This window comes from Flavitalea plasmicola, from assembly GCF_030546645.1.
Classification (GTDB): Bacteria; Bacteroidota; Bacteroidia; order Chitinophagales; family Chitinophagaceae; genus Puia.
The window spans coordinates 51,576-72,694 of the sequence record NZ_JAUOTO010000005.1 but is presented as its reverse complement, the minus strand read 5'-3'; the positions used below and the strand labels follow the sequence as shown (position 1 = coordinate 72,694).

Sequence of the window (21,119 nt, the reverse complement as noted above, 5' to 3'; positions counted from 1 at the left end):
CTCCCCCAAAAAATACTTCTCCTCCGCCCTGCAAAACACGCATCACCCGGCAACATCGGCAAAACACCGCAAACGGAACACCCTCTCCCGCTTCCAAATAGAATGTTTGTACCTTTGCCCCCTATGAGCAAAAAAGTCAGGCTTCGCTTCGCCCCCAGCCCCACCGGCGGACTCCACCTGGGAGGCGTCAGGACCGTACTCTATAATTACCTCTTCGCCCGCCAGCACAAAGGCGACTTCGTCCTCCGCATCGAAGACACCGACCAGAGCCGGTATGTCAGCGGCGCCGAAGAATACATCCTCGACTGCCTCGCCTGGTGCGGGCTCATCCCCGACGAAAGCCCCTTCCACCCCGGCGCTTATGGCCCCTACCGCCAGAGCGAACGTAAGGCCAAAAGCATCTACGCCGAATATGCCCAGCAGTTGATCGACCAGGGCCACGCCTACTACGCTTTCGACACCACCGAAGAGCTGGAGAATATGCGGACCCAATACAAATCGGCCGAAAACCCCTCCCCCCAATATAACCACACCCTGCGGACCCGGATGAGGAACTCCCTCAGCCTGCCCGCCGCGGAAGTAAAAGCGCTGCTCGACGCCGGAACGCCCTATGTCGTACGCATCAAGGTCATGCCCAAAGAAGAGATCCATTTCACCGACCTCATCCGGGGAGAGGTCCGCTTTTCCACGGACGGCGTCGACGACAAGGTCCTGCTCAAGGCCGATGGCATGCCCACTTATCACCTCGCCGTGGTCGTCGACGACCACCTCATGGAGATCACCCATGCCTTCCGGGGAGAAGAATGGCTCCCCAGCGCCCCCGTACATATATTACTATGGCGTCACCTGTTCGGAGAGGATAAAATGCCCCGCTGGGCCCACCTGCCCTTGATCCTGAAGCCCGATGGCAACGGAAAATTAAGCAAACGCGACGGAGACCGCCTCGGCTTCCCCGTCTTCGCGATGAACTGGACAGACCCCGCGACCGGGCAAATCAATAAAGGATTCCGTGAAATGGGCTTCTTACCCGAAGCCTTTCTCAATATGCTCGCCATGCTCGGATGGAATGACGGCAGTGGACAGGAGCTGTTCACCCTGGACGAGCTGATAGAAAAATTCTCCCTGGACCGCGTCCACAAGGGCGGGGCCAAGTTCGATTTCGAGAAAGCGAAATGGTTCAACCAGGAATGGATCAAACGGCTACCCGTCAGCGCCTACCAGGACCAGGTGATCGGATTCTTCCGCGCCGCAGGCATCGACCCCCTCGGCAACGCAGGCACCACCGGCACGACCAACGCAAGCCCCGCCACCGCCCTGGACACCGTCGCTGAATTGAGCGAAATAGCGCCCGGCATCACCGGACCCGCCTCCATCCCCACCTACGACGAAACGCCAGCCCCCAGCCAGCAGGAAGAGAAATTCCAGCAGATCCTCACGCTGGTGAAAGACCGCTGCCACCTGCTGACCGAATTTGTCCAGCAGGCAAGCTTCTTCTTCCGGGCCCCTAACGCCGCAGACACCGACCTCAGCCCCGTCAAACCCAAATGGAACGACGCCAAACAATTATTCTTCGTGGAATGGATCAGGCAGCTCCAACTCATACGGACATGGGACGCCCCCACCCTGGAAAAAGAATTCAAGGAAATGGCCGCCGCTGCCGAGATCAAACCCGGCGACCTGCTGCTGCCCCTTCGCCTCATGCTGGTAGGTGGTAAGTTCGGCCCCGGCGTCTTCGACATCATCACCGTGCTGGGTCCCGAAGAATCCATCGCCCGGATCAAAGCGGTGCTGGCACAATTGCAGTCCTAAATCCTTACATTTGGCCATGTCAAATCACGCAACAACGAATCCCGGCAGACCCATCCGGGTGCTGGTAGCCAAGGTCGGCCTGGACGGACATGACAGAGGCGCCCGGGTGATCGCCACCGCCCTGCGGGACGCCGGAATGGAAGTCATCTACACCGGACTGCGCCAGACACCCGAAATGGTCGTCAATGCCGCCCTGCAGGAAGACGTGGACGCCATCGGCATCAGCATCCTCAGCGGCGCCCATATGACCGTATTCCCCCGGATCATCCAGCTCATGCAGACAAAAGGCATGGACGATGTGCTGCTCACCGGCGGCGGCATCATCCCTGAAGAAGACAGGGGACAGCTGCAGCAGCTGGGCGTAGGCACCCTCTTCCCCCCCGGTACCCCCACCGCCGAGATCGCCACCTATATCACCGACTGGGTCCGGACCCATCGCGATTTTTAAACAGCTAAAACCTTCCTCATGTATACCACCTTACACACCTATCTCACGGATAATATCCTCACCATCACCATCAACCGCCCCGACAAGCTGAACGCCCTGAACAAGACCGTCATGGCCGAACTGGACGAAGTGGTCAGCGAGGTTTATGTCAATAAAGAGATCAAAGGCGCCATCCTCACCGGCGCCGGCCCCAAGGCCTTTGTAGCCGGGGCGGACATCACCGAATTTCAGGGCCTCAGCGCGGAAGAAGGCCAGGCCCTGGCAGAGAGAGGCCAGGAAATATTCGATCGTATAGAGAGCGCGGCCAAACCCATCATCGCCGCCGTCAACGGCTTTGCCCTGGGCGGAGGATGCGAGCTGGCCATGGCCTGCCATTTTCGACTCTGCACGCCCAACGCCCGCTTCGGCCAGCCCGAGGTCAACCTCGGCCTCATCCCCGGGTATGGCGGCACGCAGCGCCTCACCCGCATCGTGGGAAAAGCGAAAGCCATCGAGCTGATGCTCACGGGCCGCATGGTCGACGCCCAGGAAGCCCTGCAGCTCCGACTCGTCAACTACATCATCGAACCTGACGAACTCCTCACCAAGGCCCGGGAGATCCTGTCCATCATTGGAGAAAAAGCGCCCCTGGCCGTCGCCAGGATCATCGAATGCGCCAATATTGCCGAAACAGACGGACTGGGAGACGGCTTTGCCTTCGAGCAGGAAGCCTTCGGCGAATGCTTCGGCACAGCAGATATGAAGGAAGGCACGGCAGCATTCCTGGAGAAGAGGAAGCCGCACTTTTCAGGGAAATAACCACACTTCGCAATCCGCTGTACTGACCCGGCGTTTTATCATTATGCGCATAAAGACCGCTGTCCGTCTGATCACGAACGCCCAACTCCTCCTGCTCCTGGGGATCGTCGCAGCCATTGCAGCCATCCTGTCGTGGTCCAGGGAAGGTCGCGCGCTGGCCCTGGAGTTCAGCCTGGGAGGCGGCGGGGTCCTGCTATTCTTTTCCCGCAGCATCATGGTGTCGCTGGCCCTTAGGACCAGCAAATATCCCGGCGTGTTATACGCCATCCTGGAAGAAATGAAGCAGACCCAAAGACTGGATATCACGCTGACAGACGCCATGCTGGATGAGATCCACCGGCCACCCTATCCCACCGCCCAGCTCCTGCAGGATAACAAGATCCACCCCAAAGGGGAAGACGAGTTTCAGTTTACGGAGCAGGGTCTCCATTTCCCCGGTGTGATCGTCCCCTGGAGGAACATTGCGGAATGGAAATACCTGCGGGGAGACGGCGAGTCCCCTTCCGGCTACATGCTGATCACCATCTCCCATGCGGACGACGAAACCAGTCATGGATATATACCGCTCGAAACCCTCCAGATCGACCGCATCGAAATGCTGATCGTACTTATCCATTTCAAAGGAAAGTACGGCAACCAATAGGCGAAAGCACCGCTAGTATCCAAACACCTCCTCCAGGCTCAGCACTTTCACCTCTCCCACTTTCTTCAGGTCATCCATATTCACCTTCTTATCCGAAGCCACCACGCAATACGTATATTTCTTTCCTGACAGCTGGTCCTGGTGGAACCGCTTTACATCCTCCATCGACAGCTTATCCAGCGCCTCATACTCCGTCTTACGCTGGTCATAATCCAGCCCCTTATCCTTCGCCGCCAGGTAAGAGAAGACGATCCCATCCTGGGTGACACGTTCCGTCTCGATGTCTTTCTTCAGGCTGACCTTGGCCAGCTCGAAACCCTTGTCAGAGACAGGCAGCTCGTTCAGCAGATCGTTCATCCCCTTCAGCGCATCGGCCATCTTATCCGCCTGGCAGCCGATGTAGGCAAGGATATAATAGGGATCCTCTTTCCTGGCCGGCGTACCGTAAGTAGCAAAGGTCGAATAGGCCAGCGCCTTCGATTCACGGATCGTCTGGAAAACGATAGAACCCATGCCGCCCCCGAAATAATTATCGAATACATCCACCACAGGCTCTTTATTGACATCATAAGGCGCCGCATTGCGGATCCAGCAGATCTCCGCCTGCACCATATCGTAATTGGCGAACAGCACCTGGCTCGTCGTCTGGCTGGTGAATGGATATTCCTTCCGGGCCGGCGCGGTCGTAAAGGCAGCCGGCAGCTTATGAACACTGGCAATCGTGGAAGTAAACGACTCCACAGGCAGCTTGCCATAATAAATGATGGAATGTTTATAGCTCAGCAACCCATGCAGGATATTCACCAGGTCTTCCGCCTTCAGGTTATTCAGCTCGTCCGTGGTGAGCACATCATTATACGGGTTCTTCTCGCCATAGCGGGCGTAGTTGATCAATCCCTGCAAAATGGCCTGCTTGTTCAGCTTCGCATTGGACCTTGCTTTCAGGATCCTGCCTTTCAGGGAAGCCAGGGCCGCCGTATCGGGACGGCAGTTGGCGAGAATGTCCTCGAAGAGCGCCGCCGCCTTGTCGAAATTCTCCTGCAGGCCCGTGATGCTCACGGTCGTCACGTCCGCCGTGGCATTGATGCTGAAATTACAGGCGATATTATAGAACTCCTTACTGATCTGCTCCGAAGAATACTTATCCGTCCCCAGGAACTGGAAGTACTGCGCCGCCAGGGGCAGCAGCTTGTTATTACGGCTGCCCATCTCCAGGCGATAGTATAAATGGAACAGCTCATTCTCCTTATTAGGCACATACAGCACGTCCGCAATACCCGCCTTGGCCCGGACGATCCCGCTGCTGAAATCCAGCCATTGAGGATGCATGTCCGACACAGACATACCTTCGATCTTCTTGACAAAAGGAGATTGCTTGCCCGCATTGGTCTCCACCGGCGTAATGGCCGGCTTGTCCACCTTCACGATGTTCTTGTCCTCACCCTTCCGCTTGTACAGCAGCACATAGTTATTCCCTAAATATTTATTGGCGATCGCCATGATCTCCGCCTTGCTGACCTTAGCCTGGTCATCCAGGTCCGAAACGTCCTTATCCCATTTCTCACCCCGGTGCTTGATAAAGCCATTCACCAGCGCGCCTGTGCGGGTAGGGTTCTTCTCCAGCTCCTCCAGCAGGGAGAGCTTGGCATTGGCCACGATGGCCTTGATGAGGCTCTCGTCGAAATTGCCCTTCTTCAGCAGGTCCACTTGCTGCATCAGCAGGTCTTTCACCTCTTCCAGGGTCTGCCCCTGCCGCGCATTGCCCACCAAAATAAACACGCCGTAGTCCTTGTACTGGAGCAGTCCCGCCTGCGAGCCCTGCACTTTCTGCTGCTTGTTGAGGTTCAGGTCCAGCAAGCCCGCCTTACCGTTGGAGAGCACGCTGGAGATCAGGTCCAGCACCATCGCGTCATGCGTAGTGGCCGCGGGCGTACGGTAGCAGATCCGCATGTTCTCCGCGCTGGGCCCGAAGATATCCTTGACGATCGGCGCCGTCAACGGCTTTTCCGGGGCGGGGTTATACAATTGCACAGGCTGGCGCTTCATATAGGCAAAAGCCTGGTCGACCTTTTTGATCAGCTGGTCAGGATCGATATCCCCCGCCATGATGATCGCCATATTATTCGGTACATAATATTTATGATAATAGTCCCGGATGGCTTTCAGGGAAGGGTTCTTCAGGTGCTCGATGGTGCCGATGGTCGTCTGTTGCCCATAGTTGTGCGTAGGGAAAAGGGAATGGAGCATCGCCTCGTACATCTTGTTGCCGTCATTGTCCAGGGTCCTGTTCTTTTCCTCGTACACCGCTTCCAGCTCCGTATGGAAGAGCCGGAGGATGGGATCGCGGAAACGCTCCGCCTGCACCACCAGGAACTTGTCCATGGCATTGGAAGGAATGTCCTCTTCATACACCGTCTCTTCCACCGCCGTATGCGCATTGGTGCCCGTAGACCCGATGTTGGCCATCATCTTGTCATATTCATTGGCAATGGCATATTTCGAGGCCAGCCCGCTGACACTGTCTATCCGGTGATAGATGACCCGGCGTTTTGCAGAGTCTTTCGTGGAGTTGTACTGCTCATACAAGCCGTCGATCTGGTCCAGGTAGGGCTTTTCCTTCGCCCAGTCCAGGGAGCCGAATTGGTCCGTGCCCTTGAAAAGCAGGTGTTCCAGGTAATGGGCCAGACCCGTATGGTCCCTGGGGTCCGTATTGCTGCCTGCACGGACCGCGATCCGCACCGACACCCGCGGCTCTTTATGGTTGGGGCTGAGGATCACCGTCAGTCCATTGGCCAATGTATAAAATCGCGCCTGCATGGGATCGCCCGTGACATACTTGTACGTGTAGCCCGCCGCACTGACCTGCTTCCACACATATTTGTCCTGCGCCAACAGCGTCTGCGATGCCAGGGATATTACCACCAGAACAAACGAGAAAAAGATCTTCCGTAGTTGCATATATAAAAGCGTGTTTAAAGAATATCCGATAAAGTACAATAATTTTTCACAATCCTGCCCTGCCGTTCATAAAAACCATTACGAACAATGGTTTCATCAGGACAGACCCCCCGATTACCAGTACAGGACCAATTCCCCTTCCCTATCTGGCCGTATTAGTTTACCTTTACGCCTCCAAAATAACAACTCAACAACTATGGAATATCGGATCGAAAAAGATACCATGGGCGAAGTGAAAGTGCCCATCGACGCATATTATGGCGCTCAGACCCAACGCAGTATAGAAAATTTCGCCATCGCCCAGGACATCAATCGAATGCCGAAAGAGATCATCCGCGCCTTCGCCTACCTGAAGAAGGCCGCGGCTCTCACCAACCTCGACGCCGGCGTGCTCCCCAAGGAAAAATCCGACCTCATCGGCCAGGTCTGCGACGAGATCCTCGCAGGCAAGCTGGACAGCTGGTTCCCCCTCGTCGTCTGGCAGACAGGCAGCGGGACCCAAAGCAATATGAACGTCAACGAAGTCGTCGCCTACCGCGGACATGTTCTCAAAGGCGGCAAGCTCACCGATAAGGAAAAGGCCCTGCATCCCAATGACGACGTGAACAAATCCCAGTCGTCCAACGACACCTTCCCCACCGCCATGCACATCGCCGCATATAAGATGCTGGTGGAGATCGCCATACCCGGCATCGAACAGCTGCGAAATACCCTGGCAGCCAAAAGCGCCGCCTTTAAAAAAGTGGTCAAGATCGGCCGTACCCACTTCATGGACGCTACGCCCCTCACCCTGGGTCAGGAATTCAGCGGATATGTCTCCCAGCTGGACCACGGTCTGAGGGCCATCAAAAATACCCTCGCCCATCTCTCCGAGCTGGCGCTCGGCGGCACCGCCGTAGGCACCGGCATCAACACTCCCCCGGACTATGCCGACAACGTGGCGAAAAAGATCGCCGCGCTCACCGGTCTTCCCTTCATCACCGCCGAAAACAAATTCGAAGCCCTGGCCGCCCATGACGCCATCGTGGAAGCCCACGGCGCCCTGAAGACAGTCGCCGTCAGCCTGATGAAGATCGCCAACGACATCCGCATGCTGTCCTCCGGCCCCCGCAGTGGCATCGGCGAGATCTTTATCCCCGACAACGAGCCCGGCTCTTCCATCATGCCCGGTAAGGTCAACCCCACCCAATGCGAAGCGCTCACCATGATCGCCGCCCAGGTCATGGGCAATGACGTCGCCATCAACATCGGCGGTGCGACAGGACACTTCGAGCTGAATGTGTTCAAACCCGTGATGATCTATAATTTCCTCCACAGCGCCCGCCTCATCGGCGATGGCTGCGTCAGCTTTTCCGAACGCTGCGCCAAAGGCATAGAGCCCATCGAGGCCAATATCCGCAAACACGTGGAGAACTCCCTGATGCTCGTGACCTCCCTCAATACGCACATCGGCTACTACAAGGCTGCCGAGATCGCCCAGAAAGCGCATAAGGAAGGGACGACCCTGAAAGAAATGGCCGTAAAGCTGGGACATGTCACTCCGGAACAGTTTGATCAGTGGGTCAGGCCGGAAGGGATGGTGGGGAAGATCGATTGATCCGCTTTTGCAGGTACAGGCAAATAAAACAGGCGATGATCCCCAAATTAATGGCATACTCCGTCGATACAAAGAGAAGAGAAAAGAGATAGTCCAGGATCATTTTTTTACTGTACTCCCACGTGGAGTAATAAAAGATGGAGCCGACGCTGTAGACCAGGATGGTCGAGGAGAGCCAGAACAAAGGCTGCCAGAGTAAATGACCATACCCCTGTTCCAGCAGCAGGTCGACAAAGGCCGCGCAGGCAGACAGCAGCAGGAGAAAGGCAAAGGCCACCGTCGCCATGAGGTTGAGCTCATAAAAAGAGCCCTTCCACCAGAAGATGCAGCACACCAGCGGCATCGCCCCCAGCAGCCAGGCATCGAACCTCCTGACCCCAGGCTGGACGGAACATTTATAAAATATGAACAGCAGCCCTGCGCATTGCAAAGGGAAATACAGATTGTAGATCCAGTGATTACTGGTCATCGTGAAACTGGACCAGAGCATGCCCCCAATCTCCACAACGGCCTTAAGGCCCTTTACCCAAACCAGGCACCGATAGGGCAGCGGCCACGACCTGCGGTAAACAATACATCCTATCAGGAAGGAAACAAATTCCAGGTAATATGAAATCAGCATTAAATGCCCAATGACCACCAGCTTCAAAGGCTATGTTTTTGCAAACATAATTAAATCTATCGCACCAGTATTTTTTCCGTCATTAATGGCACCGCATAGCCATTTTGCAGCCTGAATACATACACCCCCGGGGAAAAGGCATGAATGTCCAGCGTGAAATGATCTTCCGTAGTCTCCCGCTGCAACATCACCTTGCCGGTGATATCATAGAGCGTCGCCACCCAGGGCTTGCGTTCATGCGATGTCCCCTCCACGTATAAAGTCGAATGCGCCGGGTTAGGATAGACCTTACAGACAGGGGCCTTCGCCGGAGGCCCGGGCCCCGCGCCGCCTTCCTCCAGGTACAGTGTCTTCAGGTAGATCATCCGCAAAATATATCCTTTGTAGGGAGGGTTGGAGACGGAGGTCCCCAGCGTGCCGGAAGAGTCGATGGCACAGCAGGAATTATCCACTGACACGAACAGCGTATCGCCCGATGGCGCCACCGTGATGTTGCGGAGACGAAGGCCTGGCAGATAATGCAGCGTATCGGTAGGCAAGGCGGCACTGTCGATGCTGAGACCGTCCGGCTTCAGCTTCAGCCGGAAAAGCCCGTTCTTCAGGGAAGGCACCAGCAAGGAATAGTTCCATCCCGGGATGGCGCCCTGGCCGTAAAAGGCGATGGAGGCTGGGGCGATCGTAGGCCAGTACATATTGGAAGGCTTGCCCTGCGCCGTCTTATTGGTCGCACGGTTCCAGTTATAGAAAGAGAAGATCGGTTCATGCAGGGTAGTCGGCGTAGTCAGACAAAATCCTGTCTCGCTGATCACGGCCTTATTGGCCAGGTACATGCTGTCGCCTGCCACGGAAGTATAGTTGTCATCACAAAGCCCCGCCACCTTCGGCCAGCCATAATTGGTATGCGGGAGGATAATATTCACTTCATCGTCGCTCCGGTCGCCATGCTCGCTGCTGTAAAGGATATAGCTCGCACCCCCATTCACGGACCCGAACACCAGCCCCTGCGGATTGCGGTGACCAAAGGAATACACCGGAGATTTCGCCGAAGGGGCCGCGCCGGCGGGAAAGGGATTGTCGCCCGGTATCCATTGTTGCGCAAGAGGCAGCGCAGGGTCCGGCTCCGTATTCAGCCGCAGCACCTTGCCCTGGATGACCGTCGTATCCTGCGCATAGTTGATACGGTCCACATTCGCCAGGTTGCCGGCGCCCATGTCGCCAATGGTGTAATAGAGATGGTACCGCCCGTCGCTCTCTACCAGCGGGCTGATGCGCAATCTTCCCGAGTTATGGTCGCTGCTGCCATCCAGGTCGTTCACGACATCGTCCACCCATGTCAGCGCGCCGGTGGAAAATCCATAGCTGTACCGGGCGATCTTCGTCTTATAGCTGCAATAATTTCCGCCCGTGCTGGCGACGCCGCAGCTCACCTTGTGATAGACAAAGGCGATATAGACCCAGGGCTTCCCGGAATAGAACTGCGGGTGGATGGCCAGGCCCATCAGCCCCCCTTGCGGCCAGGCAGCAGGGTTAGTAAAATCCTTGCTGCCACCCAGGTCCAGCAGCAGACGGGCGCCTTTATTGCCCGGGTGGATCTTCCACACTTTATAGTCATGGGCCGCCGCGACCCACAAGGAATCATCCGGTCCATACACCATCTCCCAGGGCGTATTCATTCCCGCTAGGCCGCTGGCAGGGTACAAAGTGTCGACCTTGAAGGTCTGACCGTAATAAGTAACAGTGAGTTGCGCAAAAGAGCAGAGGGTTGAGCACAGGCACGCGGCGAGGCTGTAAGCATATAGGATATAGCTTTTCATCGGGACAGGATCTGCAAATAAATGTAATATCCGCCGCATTTGGAATAGTAGATTTTCCATTTGCCCGGGTATTTATACGATTGACCACCATTAAAATAAAGGGTACTTTTATAATCAATTTCGATCCTTACCATTCATTCTTATGAAAACTACTTTTACACCTACCCTGTTCGTAAAGGTTTTTCTAGCCATCGGCCTACTTTTCCTGTATTCGAAAAAAGGTCTTGCCCAGGCATCCGACAACTGTTCGGGCGCACCCGCCCTGACGGTGAGCGCGGGCTGTTCTGCCTCCGTCGGCAACCTGAAAAATATGACCCCGTCCACAGGTAACCCTGCCGGATGCGGCAATAATGGCTCCGCCGACGTTTGGTTTAAATTCGTCGCGACAAACCCCTGGCCGACCATCAACATGAATGGCATGGGCTCCAATCTGAAGGCCGCCACCGCCGTCATACAGCTGCTGTCAGGCGCCTGCGGATCGATGACGTCCATCGCCTGCGTTTCAGGCAATCCCGCCGCCAGTTCAAACAGCCTCTCCCTCAATGTAGGCAACACCGTCGGAGGCAGCGGACTCACCGTCGGCAATACCTATTACGTACGGGTATACACGAACACCAGTACGGGCACGATCACCACCAATAGCTGGACGTTCTCCATGTGTGTCACCAACCCCTCCAATTCCTCGGTCGACTATGGGAAGAGCTATGTGAATATCACCAAGGGCACCACGGGGGGTACCGTGGAGACAGGCGATATCCTGGAGATACGCGCCACCATGGTCGTCAAAGCCAACGCAACCTTCAACACTACCTTCACCGACGCCATTCCCACCAATGCGAGCTATGTTCCCGGCACGCTGCGGATCCTGACGAATGAAGGAAAGATATACCAGCAGTTCACCGACGCCGCTGACGGCGATGCCGCAAGCATCAGCGGGTCCGCCATCACCATCAATATGGGTGCCGCCGCCACCAGCACCACCGGAGGCTATATCGCCAACACCAGCAAACCGAATTTTTATGGCACCACCTGTATCATGGTAGTGTCTTACAGGATCCGCGTCACCGGCGGCTATGGCTCGCAGATCGACGTGGGCAACGGCACCATCAGCTACAACACCGGCAATGCGCCCGCCGGCATCATCTTCCCTTCCAACACTATCATGGTGTTTAAGAACTATGGCCTCTGCGCCAACTCCGTAGGCACCAATGCCCTGATCAATGAATACGGCGGAACCTTCGGCTCCGGGAATGTAAAGGACAGGACGGCCTCCAATAAAGTGCCGGCCAATTATACTTATGCCGCTTTTTCCAACAGTGCCGCCATGCCCCAGGACTATTATTACGGCGTGTCCAATAACACCAGCGGCGGCACGACCCTCGCCACCGGCTATGCCACCTCCAACACCGCCTACTCCATCCCCGACGGCGGCAATCACAGGATCTTCGGCGTATGGGATATCATTGGCGACCACACAGGCGCCACCAATCCCCTGCTGGGCAATCCGCCCACCGATGACCTCAACGGCGCCAGCGGAGGATATATGGTGGTCGTCAACGCCGCTTACCGGACAGACACCGCCTTCCTGGATACCGTATATAACTTATGTCCCAACACCTATTATCAGTATACCGCCTGGTTCCGCAACATCTGTTCCCATTGCGGCTGCGACTCCAACGGGACAGGCAACACCAGCAGCGGGTATATTCCCACGGGGCCCGGCGACTCATCCGGCGTCCAACCCAACCTCACTTTTAATATCAACGGGTATGATTATTATACCACGGGTAATATGCCTTACACCGGGCAATGGGTGCAGAAAGGATTCACGTATCTGACGGGCCCCACGCAGACCACGATGATCGTCAGCATCCGTAACAATGCCCCCGGCGGCGGCGGTAATGACTGGGCGATCGATGACATCGGCGTAGCCTCCTGTTACCCCAGCATGGTCCTCACCCCCAACAAACCCGATACGCTTTGCCAGGGAACAGACGACACCGTCCGTTTTAAAGTGAACTCCTTTTTTAATAACTATACAGAGTGGAAGCTGGAGAAGAGCATGGATAATGGCGTCACCTGGACGACCACCGGCGTAGACACGACAGGCAAGCCGGCTTCCGGCAGCGGAACGCCCGTGTACAACGCAGGCACTGGCCAATATGAATATCTGGTCACCCGCTATTTCAGGTTGAACCTGGTGGACACGCTGATCAAATACCGGATCACCGTCGCCAGCACCACCGCCAACCTGAGCAACCCCAATTGCTCGTTCATCACCCTGTCGCCCAAGATCATCAAAGCCGTCAACTGTAATATCGTTCTGCCCGTCAGGCTCCTGAGCTTTAAAGGACAGGTGAAAAATACGCCGGGGGACGGACAAGGCGGCTATGGCTTCCTGCAATGGGTGTCCACCGAAGAGACAAATGACCTGATCTTCACCGTGGAGAGCAGTGATGACGGCAGCAGGTTCACGTCCATCGGCACCGTACATGGACAGGCCGGGGCCGGCCTGGGGGCAAGCTACCAGTTTACAGATCTCACGCCGCTGGCAGGAGCACGTTACTACCGCCTGCGCCTGACATCCGGAACCTATAGCACCTATAGCAGCCAGGTAATGGTGAGCGACGGCAGCATCGAGCTGGCCATCCGCAGCCTGGTCAACCCATTCACCGACCATATCACCATGGAGCTGGCCAGTCCCGGCAATGCCACCCTGCGCCTCAGCCTGGTGGACATGTATGGCCGGGTGGTAAAAGTCCAGCAGCAGACGCTGACCCAGGGGTTGAACAATTTCGAGATCCGGGGATTGGGCGGGCTATCCAACGGGACGTATATCCTGCAGCTGACGACAGGAGATAAGATCTTCACCCAGAAGATGGTGAAGTACGCGAAATGAAAATGAGTTGATCCGTACCCTTATAGTTTACTGACCGGAGCCTTTCCGGTCAGTTTTTTATTTTATCATTCCATTCATATTCTTTTTTGATATCCTTTATTGGCTCTGCACATCTTGGAATAGCAGGATCGCCATCACGCCCATTGAAATGGACGCATCGACCAGGTTTATTACTCCATCGAATAGCTATTTTTTTTAGTATTCACTACTTTATTTAGTACCTTGGCGCTATAATTCAGGATAAAATTGTGGAAAACAAGATCAGCTGGTTGAACGGAACTAGCCTTGATTTATAGAACTTCGACTGCCGGATGGTGATCACCAGGTTATCCATATCCATATCTCCGAGTGTAATAGACAAAGTCTCATGGACTCTCAGCCCGAATGTATAGGTCAGGATCAGGGATATGCGAACCATATAAGGCTCGATATGGCATTTGTTCGTTTGATAGCTCAACGCCCCATCAAAAAGACGCTTTAGCTCGACCTGACCACGGACGCATAGGATTGAACGGACCTTCGGGATAATCCGTCTCTATCATGTTTCTTTATCAGTACGTCATCAATCGTACCGGGCAAAATTGCCGCAAACGTCTGCACCCGTTCGTTAATGTTCGCCAGAAAGTCTTTCAGCAAACAGGATCTGCCGTAGACGGTTTCCTCTGCAAGACCTTGCTCCTGCACCATATAATCAAGATATTTGTCCCGGCAATCCTGGAACGGGATGAGCGGCTCAGGTTCTGCTGTTAGGCAATCCAGCATCTTGAACCAGCTTACGGCGTCATAGATAAATCGTCTTTTGGAGTACCTGGAATACGTATTGTCCCTTCGGCGCACCTTTTCATTTTTAGCCCATCTTTCCGCAGCTTTCTCAATTTCGTGGATAGATATCTTCCGGATGGTATGGCAGCGCAATAAATCCATAATGAGCAATTGATACTGTGCCATTCTACGCAGGGTGCCATCTCTGGCTTTGAGATTGTCCCAATACTGTAAGTACAAAAGGCGTTCCTGTAAAAGGGGTGCGGAAGTAAGGCGCTTGCGAGTGTGCCTTCGTTCAAACAGCCGATTAAATAAGGGGATTCGGTCTTCCGGAAGTTCCCCTAAACGATTGATCCTTTTCAGCCAATCTATTGACAGCACGACAAACTTCTTGGCTCCCGATTTGGAGAATGTCTTTTTCATTGGATGATGGTGTTTCGACCTTGCCCAGGCCGATGCAGCCCTTTCGATATCATCAATCGAGACAAGCCTTTCTTTTTCCAAATGAAGAAACTCAACTATTCGTAATAGATACTCCGCTATAATCTTCAGCGTTTCCCGGTAAAGTCCTCTACCGGCCAGGTATTCCAGATATTCTTCCCGCTCGTTGAGTAGCGGTGCTTCCAGGTGCTTATTTAAGTAGTAAGCCCTTCTGATCACTTGATGTAGCATGGTTGACCTCCTTTTTTTATAAAAGATAAAAAGGAGGATTGACTAACCACTCTATGTTGCCTATATTTGGGATTATTGGGTATTTGTGCCCAATTATAACTGGAAAGAACGATGACAATAAACCCTTGGGACTCAATTTTTATAGACGATTTTGAATCTGCTTACAAAATTGCCGATCAGAACTATTCCAAGACAAATGAGACTTTTGATTTAAGGGCCAGGGCAATATCTGCGTTTTTGCGGGGTAATTATGAAAAGGCTCTTAAGGATTATTTGCTATTGAACGACATTGAGCACAACGTAAATCGGATAAGTGACGGAACCTATCTGAATATTGGGCTTTGCTATTATGCAATGGAGGAAATCGAGGAGGCGCTTGGGTATTTTAAATACCCCGTTGAAAATCCAAAGTTAAAGATGTACACAAGTGACATATCTGTTCCTGGTTCTATTCTTTTCTACCTGGCCATTAAACTAAACCGATTAGATATATTAAAAATAGCGACAAAAGAACTCAAAAAACGAAAGACAACCATCCCCTTATTCCTCCTCGGTCAGATATCAGAATTGGACCTTAATAAAATGTGGGAAGAGCAAACACACGAAATTTTGAAAAATAGAAAGGAATGCAAAGTTGAATTTTATAAAGCTGCCAAAGGATTGCAAAGTGGCAATTCTGAAGAATATCAAGAGCATTTAAATCGTTGTGTTGCCTTAAAAGGCAATTATCTCGAGTTTGAATATTATATAGCCAGAGTCGAGCAAAGTAAATTATAATAACCACTTACGTACAAGGAGATTCGCATTCGAACTGATTTTGAGAGAAAGTTATTTTCGCGACTGAACCTCCAGCGGGTGAAATCTTGTAAATTCAATTGACGAAAGCGACCTCAACGATTAAACCTTATGTCACGTCCATATGATATAATCAATTAAAAATCAATTCAATATTATTGGAATACCACATAACCGTCTACGCAACATAAGACCTGAAATTAAATGAGCTGACGCATCAGGACATCGGTCAGATGGATATGTATGTTCGCATGTTCGAGGATTTGCATACTACAGAAGGCGATAATCCCACCATAGGCATAGTTCTTTGCGCTGAAAAAAATCAGGCATTAGTAAAATATAGCATTCTGGAAGAAAGCAAACAAATCTTCGCTTCGAAGTATAAATTAATTCTTCCCACAGTTGAGGAATTGAAAGCAGAATTGGAAAGAGAAATTCAATTCCTTAAAACTCCCTAAGCCTGCACCGAATCCACCCGCGCCCTGCTCTTCCAGTTTTATGGCGCCGCCGCAATCTCGGCCAGGGCATCCGCCGCAGCGCGGGAAGAGGCAGCGTCACTCATTGCGGCACGCTGGTCTTTGATGACATCCAGGAACTTGGATACATAGCTCCCGGCGCCATCCTTCTTATATTGTATGGCTATCCGCTTCAGCTCGCTGATACCGTCCTGCGCAAGGGAAGGGCTTTCAATGCGGCCGATCATGGCCGCAAACACCTCCATCAGATGGATCTTATCCTGTAACCGCCCATTTACATACCGGTGAAACACAAATGCCCATTGTTCCTCCCCACCGTACTTCGCATACACACGCGCAATCGCCTGGGTAAGCGGCCCCTGGTTGTCCTTCTCCAATGTCTTGGCGTATTTCATGGCGGCTATGGAGTCTATTTCTCCAATGGCAGTGATGGCCGCACCCTGCACGCTGTAGGATCCGCCATCCAGCGCCCGGACGAATACAGGTAAATAACGCCGGTCTTTCAGGATCGCCAGCGTGATTAGGGCAGCCGTCCGAACCAGGGTATTGCTATCCCCGTCCGCGATCTTCGCCAGCACCGGCAAGGCGCGATGGCGTAATTGCTCATTGGCATTCCTGATATCTTCATGATCCCTGTTCAGCATCCTGATGGCCAGGTTCCGTATGCCTGAATATTTATCCGACAGGGCCGAAAGGATCACGCTTTGCGCCCCCGGGTCTTCCTGGTGCGATGCGGCCGTCTTGACAGCCTCCGAACGGTCGGCAAAAAGAGGGGCATTAAAATATTGGTAGACATATTCCTCCAATGTTTTATTATCCTTTTCCCGCGCCACCAGCGCCCTTTCCGCATCGAAATTCACCAGCTGAGGCCTGGAAGGCATCGGGAAGCTGAAGGTGTCGGCCTTACCGACCACCCATACCCGCTGGCGCTGTTTATGGCCGCCGGCATACAGATCGATGGATACAGGCAGCACAAAAGGCGGACCCTCCTGCAGCTGGCGTACGGCAACGACCTCTTTGCCGGCATCCTGGTCCCAACGAAAGGTGATATCCAGGATGGGATGGCCGGCGCGATAATACCATTGATCGAAGAACCAGTTAAGATCCCTGCCGCTGGCCGCTTCCATTGCCAGCCGGAGTTGCGGCACCTCCGCGGGCTTATAGGCATTCTCCGTAAGATAGATATGCAGCCCCCGGTAGAATGCTTCATCGCCCAGGTAGTGGCGCAGCATATTCAGGATGCGCCCACCCTTCTGGTAGGTCACTCCGTTGAAAACCTCTTTGACCTCTTTATAATTGAATTCAACCAGTTTTTTCGACGCATTGTCCTCGTTGTTCCAATATCCCTGTAAGCCATCATAAACATGTTCATCCGCGGCATCCTTTCCATATTTATACTCCAGCCAAAGGATCTCGCCCAGGTCGGCAAATGATTCGTTCAAGGTGAGATGGCTCCAGCTTTCAGCAGTCACATAGTCGCCGAACCATTGATGAAAAAGCTCATGCTCGATGCCCGCCTCATAATACCTGTCCATCAGTTGCCGCCGGGTACCCTGGGTGGCTTCCCCAAACAAGGCGGCGGAAGTGTTTTCCATTGCACCGCTGACATAATCCCGCACAACGACCTGGGCATATTTATTCCAGGGGAAATCCACTCCCAGCACCCGCGAGAAGAACGCCATCGCCTCCGGGGTATTGCCGAAAATATCTTTGGCATAGGCAGCATAGTCCGGCTCCAGGTAATAAGCCACCTCCTTGCCGTGCCAGTATTCCCGGTGGATCCTGAAATCGCCCACTGCCATCATGAACAGGTAAGGAGAATGCGGCTGGTCCATTTTCCAGGTATCGGACCGTGTTCCATCCCCATTACGCTGTTGTGATGCCAGTCTGCCATTGGAAAGCGTGACGTATTTGGAAGGCACCGTTATGACCATCTCCTGCGTTGTCTTCTGGCCGGGCTGGTCCAGGGTCGGGAACCAGCAGGAGGCGCTCTCCGGCTCTCCCTCCGTCCAGATCTGTACAGGCTTGCCCTTCTCGCTGCTGTCGGGATTGATGAAATAAAGACCCTTTTCCCCCTTGCTCCTGCCTTTTAATTCATTCGGCTTTGCGGTGTATTCAATGCAGAGGGTATAGTTTTCCGTATGCCTGTACATCCTGTGCAATGTAATGGCGATGGTCAGGCTGTCATAGCTAAAGGCCAGGGGGATATCAGCGCCTTTCTCCTGCAAAGTGATCCTTTTGATGTCCATTCCCTTTGCATCCAGCCGCAGGGAGTCCGTCTGGTAAAAATGCGGCCGGAGCGTTATCCATTCCCTGCCATAGAGGTAGCGTTTCTTATAGTCAAAACTTACTTCCAGCCTGGTGTGTACCAGGTCATTGATCCTTTCGGGTGTCGCACGGTAGCCCGCAAGGGCCGGCTGGCCAAAATATCCCTGTTGCGCCACGGCATGGCGGGAGAGGCCGGCGACGCATAGCGCGGCCAGCACGACAATAATAGTTCGCATTTGATGGGTTTTACTAATGAATCGCTTGTTCGTAAGCCGATCTTACCAGGCTGTCCCCGGGGATCTTGTCAGCCGCCGGCAGCAGCAGCCGGCGCCTCTCCTCATTGGCATTCAGCTTGCCGGCAGCAGAGAGAATGCCTATCCAGTTATGGGTTGATATACTGTCCGCATCGATCAACAGGCCCAGCGCATGCACTTTGTCCGCATCGGAACCCATCGACCCCACCCTGGCGATGACAGCGCTTATATCTTCCTGTGGGAGCGGGTGGCTGCTGAGCACAAAGTCCAGGTACCTGCGGCTGACATCAGTCGATCGCAGATGATCCAGCTCATCCAGCAATGCCCTGTTGCCCCCTTTTTCATATAAGCGCATCATCCTGTCACGTCCGCCGAACCCAAAAGCGATCATCTCCCTCAGCGCTTCCCGGACCACCCGCCTGCCTTCCGCATCCGCATCCAGCTCCTCGCCATGGTCCCGGATCTCATAGCTGATCTTCTCCTGGATCCCGCCTTCCGCCAGCAGCCTCACCTCATTGTGCCTGTATTTAATGTAGCCTCCGGGAGAGATGCTCCGGATGGCCCTCTCATCCTCGCTTAATTCGATCTTCCCTGCGTATTTTATCTGCTCGTAATCGTCACCGCTCTTGATGGTGATGGAGACATGGTTCTTATCTCCATTTCCCGTCCAGGGTGTCTTGAAATACACCCGGAGGAATACCAGGCAGAAGGCGATCAGAAAAAAGGTGAGTTTCATAAATGCTTGTTTACTTACAGGTCGTCCTTGCCCGCACGGCCCGAGATGAGGTAGTAGGCCAGCAGGCCCGCGCCCAGGCTAAAGGCCATGATAGCAATCGAATGCAGTCCGAAGGGCTGGGCAAAATTGATGATGCTGAGGCCGCCCCCGATGCTGAGCAATACACAGATCCATTGCAATATGACCTTCCGGTTGTCCCTCTTTTTATTGGCCAGCAGACGGCTGACGATACCCTCCTGGGTGCCGGACTCGATGATCTTGCTTTTTAGACGATGATCCAGGTTCCGTTGCAGGATCTCGAGTATTAAATAGGTAATGATATACATCACCATCAAAATACCGCCGATATTCAATGTATCCCGGATCATCCCCCTGTCGATCAACGGCTCATTACGGTCCTGGGCATATGCAGCGGCGACAGAGAGAAACACCGTGAAAGTTGCGATTATTCTTTTCATTATATTATGCGTATAAAGGATCAGACAGCTACTGCTGTAAATAGTTGCAAAAAGATCAGGAAAATTCCAGCATCTTCATCCGGCGCTGATAATGTTTCAGCAATGCCCGTCCACGGAAAAGCAGGATGACCAGGCTGGCTGCCACTACCAGGCACAGCAGCAGGGCCGGGACATTTTCCAGGACTTGCAGGAAAGACCTCCGGAAAAGATAGCCGGGTACGACGATGACCCCTCCTGCCATCGCCAGCAGGCAAACCAATACGCTGTCCCGCCGGCTCCGCCTGCGGCCCGCAGGCAGCCGGGCCATGATCGATGCGGTGGTTTCCATGTCCACGGCAGTTGCTGGCATAAGCGCCATCGCTTCGATCAGCAGGCTGTAATTGGCCGCCTTTCTCATGCATAGATCGCATGCATCCAGGTGTGCGATGGCCTCCTGCCTGCAATTTTCCCTGTGCAGCACATATTCCTGTATGTCCGTGTCAGAAAGATGGTGATGGTTCATAGTTCATCTTTTTTATAAGCTGTCAGCACATGTTCCTTCAGCTGCTTCCTCGCCCTGAACAAATAGCTTTTTACGGTGCCCTCCGGCAGGGAAGTGATCTCCCCGATCTCCGAATAGCTCATTGCCTCCTGGTGGAACAGGACGATGAGGGTCCGGTAGACAGGTGGCAGCAGCGCCAGCTTTTCCGACAATATTGCCGTCAGCTGCTTATGGGCGATAAGGGATTCAATGGCATTCGATGCCTGCGCATTTTCCTCCTCTTCCGGAAGGAAGTTTTCGCCCGGAAGAATAAGTCGTCGTTTTTCGAGAAAATTGAGGCAGGTGTTATAGGCAATATGGCCGATCCAGGTAGAAAGCCTGGCAGCATGCCGGAAGCCCGGGAGATGCTTGAACGTATTCAGGTAAATGTCCTGTATGATATCTTTCCGGTCCTCGGCGTTCCCGATCATTCTGCCGACTATCTGTCCCACCAGGCGCTCCGTGCTTTTTATAACAGCTTCGAATGCCCGGCTGTCACCCTGCAATATTCTTTCAACAAGTTGTTTTTCCGCCTGTCTGTTTATGCTGTTATGGTCCACTTACTGACATTTGACAGGCCGCCGGGAAAA

The 21,119-nt window shown here is 53.7% G+C and carries 18 protein-coding genes; 8 read left to right on the top strand and 10 right to left on the bottom strand.

Annotation, left to right across the window (positions count from 1 at the left end; translation table 11 throughout):
• Nucleotides 1-123: 123 nt before the first annotated feature.
• From gltX to Q4E93_RS18545, 4 genes are read left to right on the top strand one after another with little or no spacing between them, the layout of a single operon-like run.
• A complete protein-coding gene (gene gltX / locus Q4E93_RS18560; protein ID WP_303587724.1) occupies nucleotides 124-1,809 on the top strand; it encodes a glutamate--tRNA ligase in 1,686 nt (561 codons plus the stop codon).
• Nucleotides 1,810-1,825: 16 nt separating this feature from the next.
• Nucleotides 1,826-2,257 carry a cobalamin B12-binding domain-containing protein gene (locus Q4E93_RS18555; RefSeq protein ID WP_303587722.1) on the top strand — a complete coding sequence of 144 codons (432 nt, stop codon included), beginning with the start codon at nucleotides 1,826-1,828 and terminating at the stop codon, nucleotides 2,255-2,257.
• 18 nt (nucleotides 2,258-2,275) lie between these two features.
• Nucleotides 2,276-3,055 (top strand): enoyl-CoA hydratase/isomerase family protein, encoded by a 780-nt coding sequence (locus Q4E93_RS18550; RefSeq protein WP_303587720.1) that lies wholly within the window; start codon nucleotides 2,276-2,278, stop codon nucleotides 3,053-3,055.
• 43 nt (nucleotides 3,056-3,098) lie between these two features.
• Entirely contained in the window at nucleotides 3,099-3,698 is a 600-nt protein-coding gene (locus Q4E93_RS18545; RefSeq protein ID WP_303587718.1) for a hypothetical protein, read from the top strand.
• A 12-nt stretch (nucleotides 3,699-3,710) separates the two neighbouring features.
• Here Q4E93_RS18545 and Q4E93_RS18540 read toward each other — a convergent pair whose 3' ends face one another.
• Nucleotides 3,711-6,656, bottom strand: coding sequence for a M16 family metallopeptidase (locus Q4E93_RS18540; protein WP_303587717.1), 2,946 nt, complete (start codon nucleotides 6,654-6,656; stop codon nucleotides 3,711-3,713).
• A 196-nt stretch (nucleotides 6,657-6,852) separates the two neighbouring features.
• Between Q4E93_RS18540 and fumC the strand changes: the two genes are divergently transcribed.
• Nucleotides 6,853-8,253: a class II fumarate hydratase gene (fumC, locus tag Q4E93_RS18535; protein ID WP_303587715.1), complete on the top strand. Its 1,401-nt coding sequence runs from the start codon at nucleotides 6,853-6,855 to the stop codon at nucleotides 8,251-8,253.
• On the opposite strand, the gene Q4E93_RS18530 is transcribed toward fumC, so the two are convergent.
• Complete coding sequence (locus tag Q4E93_RS18530) at nucleotides 8,219-8,875, bottom strand: hypothetical protein (protein ID WP_303587713.1); 657 nt, start codon at nucleotides 8,873-8,875, stop codon at nucleotides 8,219-8,221. The two genes, fumC and Q4E93_RS18530, sit on opposite strands and share 35 nt — an antisense overlap.
• A 56-nt stretch (nucleotides 8,876-8,931) precedes the next feature.
• Nucleotides 8,932-10,749, bottom strand: a complete 1,818-nt coding sequence (locus tag Q4E93_RS18525; RefSeq protein ID WP_303587712.1) for a PQQ-dependent sugar dehydrogenase — start codon at nucleotides 10,747-10,749, stop codon at nucleotides 8,932-8,934.
• 82 nt (nucleotides 10,750-10,831) lie between these two features.
• Here Q4E93_RS18525 and Q4E93_RS18520 point away from each other — a divergent pair, with 82 nt between their 5' ends.
• Nucleotides 10,832-13,588 (top strand): T9SS type A sorting domain-containing protein, encoded by a 2,757-nt coding sequence (locus Q4E93_RS18520; protein WP_303587710.1) that lies wholly within the window; start codon nucleotides 10,832-10,834, stop codon nucleotides 13,586-13,588.
• Nucleotides 13,589-13,823: 235 nt separating this feature from the next.
• Here Q4E93_RS18520 and Q4E93_RS18515 read toward each other — a convergent pair whose 3' ends face one another.
• Both Q4E93_RS18515 and Q4E93_RS18510 read right to left on the bottom strand, forming a co-directional pair.
• The gene (locus tag Q4E93_RS18515; RefSeq protein WP_303587708.1) at nucleotides 13,824-14,006 is read right to left on the bottom strand and encodes a tyrosine-type recombinase/integrase; all 183 of its coding nucleotides are present in this window, start codon (nucleotides 14,004-14,006) and stop codon (nucleotides 13,824-13,826) included.
• Nucleotides 14,007-14,065: 59 nt separating this feature from the next.
• Entirely contained in the window at nucleotides 14,066-15,022 is a 957-nt protein-coding gene (locus tag Q4E93_RS18510) for a hypothetical protein (protein WP_303587706.1), read from the bottom strand.
• 111 nt (nucleotides 15,023-15,133) lie between these two features.
• On the opposite strand from Q4E93_RS18510, the gene Q4E93_RS18505 reads away from it, so the two are divergent.
• Together Q4E93_RS18505 and Q4E93_RS18500 are read left to right on the top strand one after the other, a co-directional pair.
• Nucleotides 15,134-15,799 carry a hypothetical protein gene (locus tag Q4E93_RS18505; RefSeq protein ID WP_303587704.1) on the top strand — a complete coding sequence of 222 codons (666 nt, stop codon included), beginning with the start codon at nucleotides 15,134-15,136 and terminating at the stop codon, nucleotides 15,797-15,799.
• A 212-nt stretch (nucleotides 15,800-16,011) separates the two neighbouring features.
• Entirely contained in the window at nucleotides 16,012-16,275 is a 264-nt protein-coding gene (locus Q4E93_RS18500) for a PDDEXK nuclease domain-containing protein (protein WP_303588856.1), read from the top strand.
• Nucleotides 16,276-16,313: 38 nt separating this feature from the next.
• Here Q4E93_RS18500 and Q4E93_RS18495 read toward each other — a convergent pair whose 3' ends face one another.
• From Q4E93_RS18495 to Q4E93_RS18475, 5 genes are read right to left on the bottom strand one after another with little or no spacing between them, the layout of a single operon-like run.
• Nucleotides 16,314-18,797, bottom strand: a complete 2,484-nt coding sequence (locus Q4E93_RS18495) for a M1 family aminopeptidase (protein ID WP_303587702.1) — start codon at nucleotides 18,795-18,797, stop codon at nucleotides 16,314-16,316.
• Between the two features lie 13 nt (nucleotides 18,798-18,810).
• On the bottom strand, nucleotides 18,811-19,551 hold the full coding sequence (locus Q4E93_RS18490) for a hypothetical protein (protein WP_303587700.1): 741 nt from the start codon (nucleotides 19,549-19,551) through the stop codon (nucleotides 18,811-18,813).
• Nucleotides 19,552-19,565: 14 nt separating this feature from the next.
• Entirely contained in the window at nucleotides 19,566-20,009 is a 444-nt protein-coding gene (locus Q4E93_RS18485; protein WP_303587698.1) for a hypothetical protein, read from the bottom strand.
• Nucleotides 20,010-20,064: 55 nt separating this feature from the next.
• A complete protein-coding gene (locus Q4E93_RS18480) occupies nucleotides 20,065-20,511 on the bottom strand; it encodes an anti-sigma factor family protein (RefSeq protein WP_303587696.1) in 447 nt (148 codons plus the stop codon).
• Nucleotides 20,508-21,089, bottom strand: coding sequence for an RNA polymerase sigma factor (locus Q4E93_RS18475; RefSeq protein WP_303587694.1), 582 nt, complete (start codon nucleotides 21,087-21,089; stop codon nucleotides 20,508-20,510). The genes Q4E93_RS18480 and Q4E93_RS18475 overlap by 4 nt, the downstream gene beginning before the upstream one ends.
• Nucleotides 21,090-21,119: the final 30 nt, after the last annotated feature.

Bases quoted from the DNA above. Each gene is read 5' to 3' on its own strand.
- gltX (WP_303587724.1), top strand. From the start codon at position 124: ATGAGCAAAAAAGTCAGGCTTCGCTTCGCCCCCAGCCCCACCGGCGGA.
- Q4E93_RS18555 (WP_303587722.1), top strand. From the start codon at position 1,826: ATGTCAAATCACGCAACAACGAATCCCGGCAGACCCATCCGGGTGCTG.
- Q4E93_RS18550 (WP_303587720.1), top strand. From the start codon at position 2,276: ATGTATACCACCTTACACACCTATCTCACGGATAATATCCTCACCATC.
- Q4E93_RS18545 (WP_303587718.1), top strand. From the start codon at position 3,099: ATGCGCATAAAGACCGCTGTCCGTCTGATCACGAACGCCCAACTCCTC.
- Q4E93_RS18540 (WP_303587717.1), bottom strand. From the start codon at position 6,656: ATGCAACTACGGAAGATCTTTTTCTCGTTTGTTCTGGTGGTAATATCC.
- fumC (WP_303587715.1), top strand. From the start codon at position 6,853: ATGGAATATCGGATCGAAAAAGATACCATGGGCGAAGTGAAAGTGCCC.
- Q4E93_RS18530 (WP_303587713.1), bottom strand. From the start codon at position 8,875: ATGCTGATTTCATATTACCTGGAATTTGTTTCCTTCCTGATAGGATGT.
- Q4E93_RS18525 (WP_303587712.1), bottom strand. From the start codon at position 10,749: ATGGAAAATCTACTATTCCAAATGCGGCGGATATTACATTTATTTGCA.
- Q4E93_RS18520 (WP_303587710.1), top strand. From the start codon at position 10,832: ATGAAAACTACTTTTACACCTACCCTGTTCGTAAAGGTTTTTCTAGCC.
- Q4E93_RS18515 (WP_303587708.1), bottom strand. From the start codon at position 14,006: ATGGTTCGCATATCCCTGATCCTGACCTATACATTCGGGCTGAGAGTC.
- Q4E93_RS18510 (WP_303587706.1), bottom strand. From the start codon at position 15,022: ATGCTACATCAAGTGATCAGAAGGGCTTACTACTTAAATAAGCACCTG.
- Q4E93_RS18505 (WP_303587704.1), top strand. From the start codon at position 15,134: ATGACAATAAACCCTTGGGACTCAATTTTTATAGACGATTTTGAATCT.
- Q4E93_RS18495 (WP_303587702.1), bottom strand. From the start codon at position 18,797: ATGCGAACTATTATTGTCGTGCTGGCCGCGCTATGCGTCGCCGGCCTC.
- Q4E93_RS18490 (WP_303587700.1), bottom strand. From the start codon at position 19,551: ATGAAACTCACCTTTTTTCTGATCGCCTTCTGCCTGGTATTCCTCCGG.
- Q4E93_RS18485 (WP_303587698.1), bottom strand. From the start codon at position 20,009: ATGAAAAGAATAATCGCAACTTTCACGGTGTTTCTCTCTGTCGCCGCT.
- Q4E93_RS18480 (WP_303587696.1), bottom strand. From the start codon at position 20,511: ATGAACCATCACCATCTTTCTGACACGGACATACAGGAATATGTGCTG.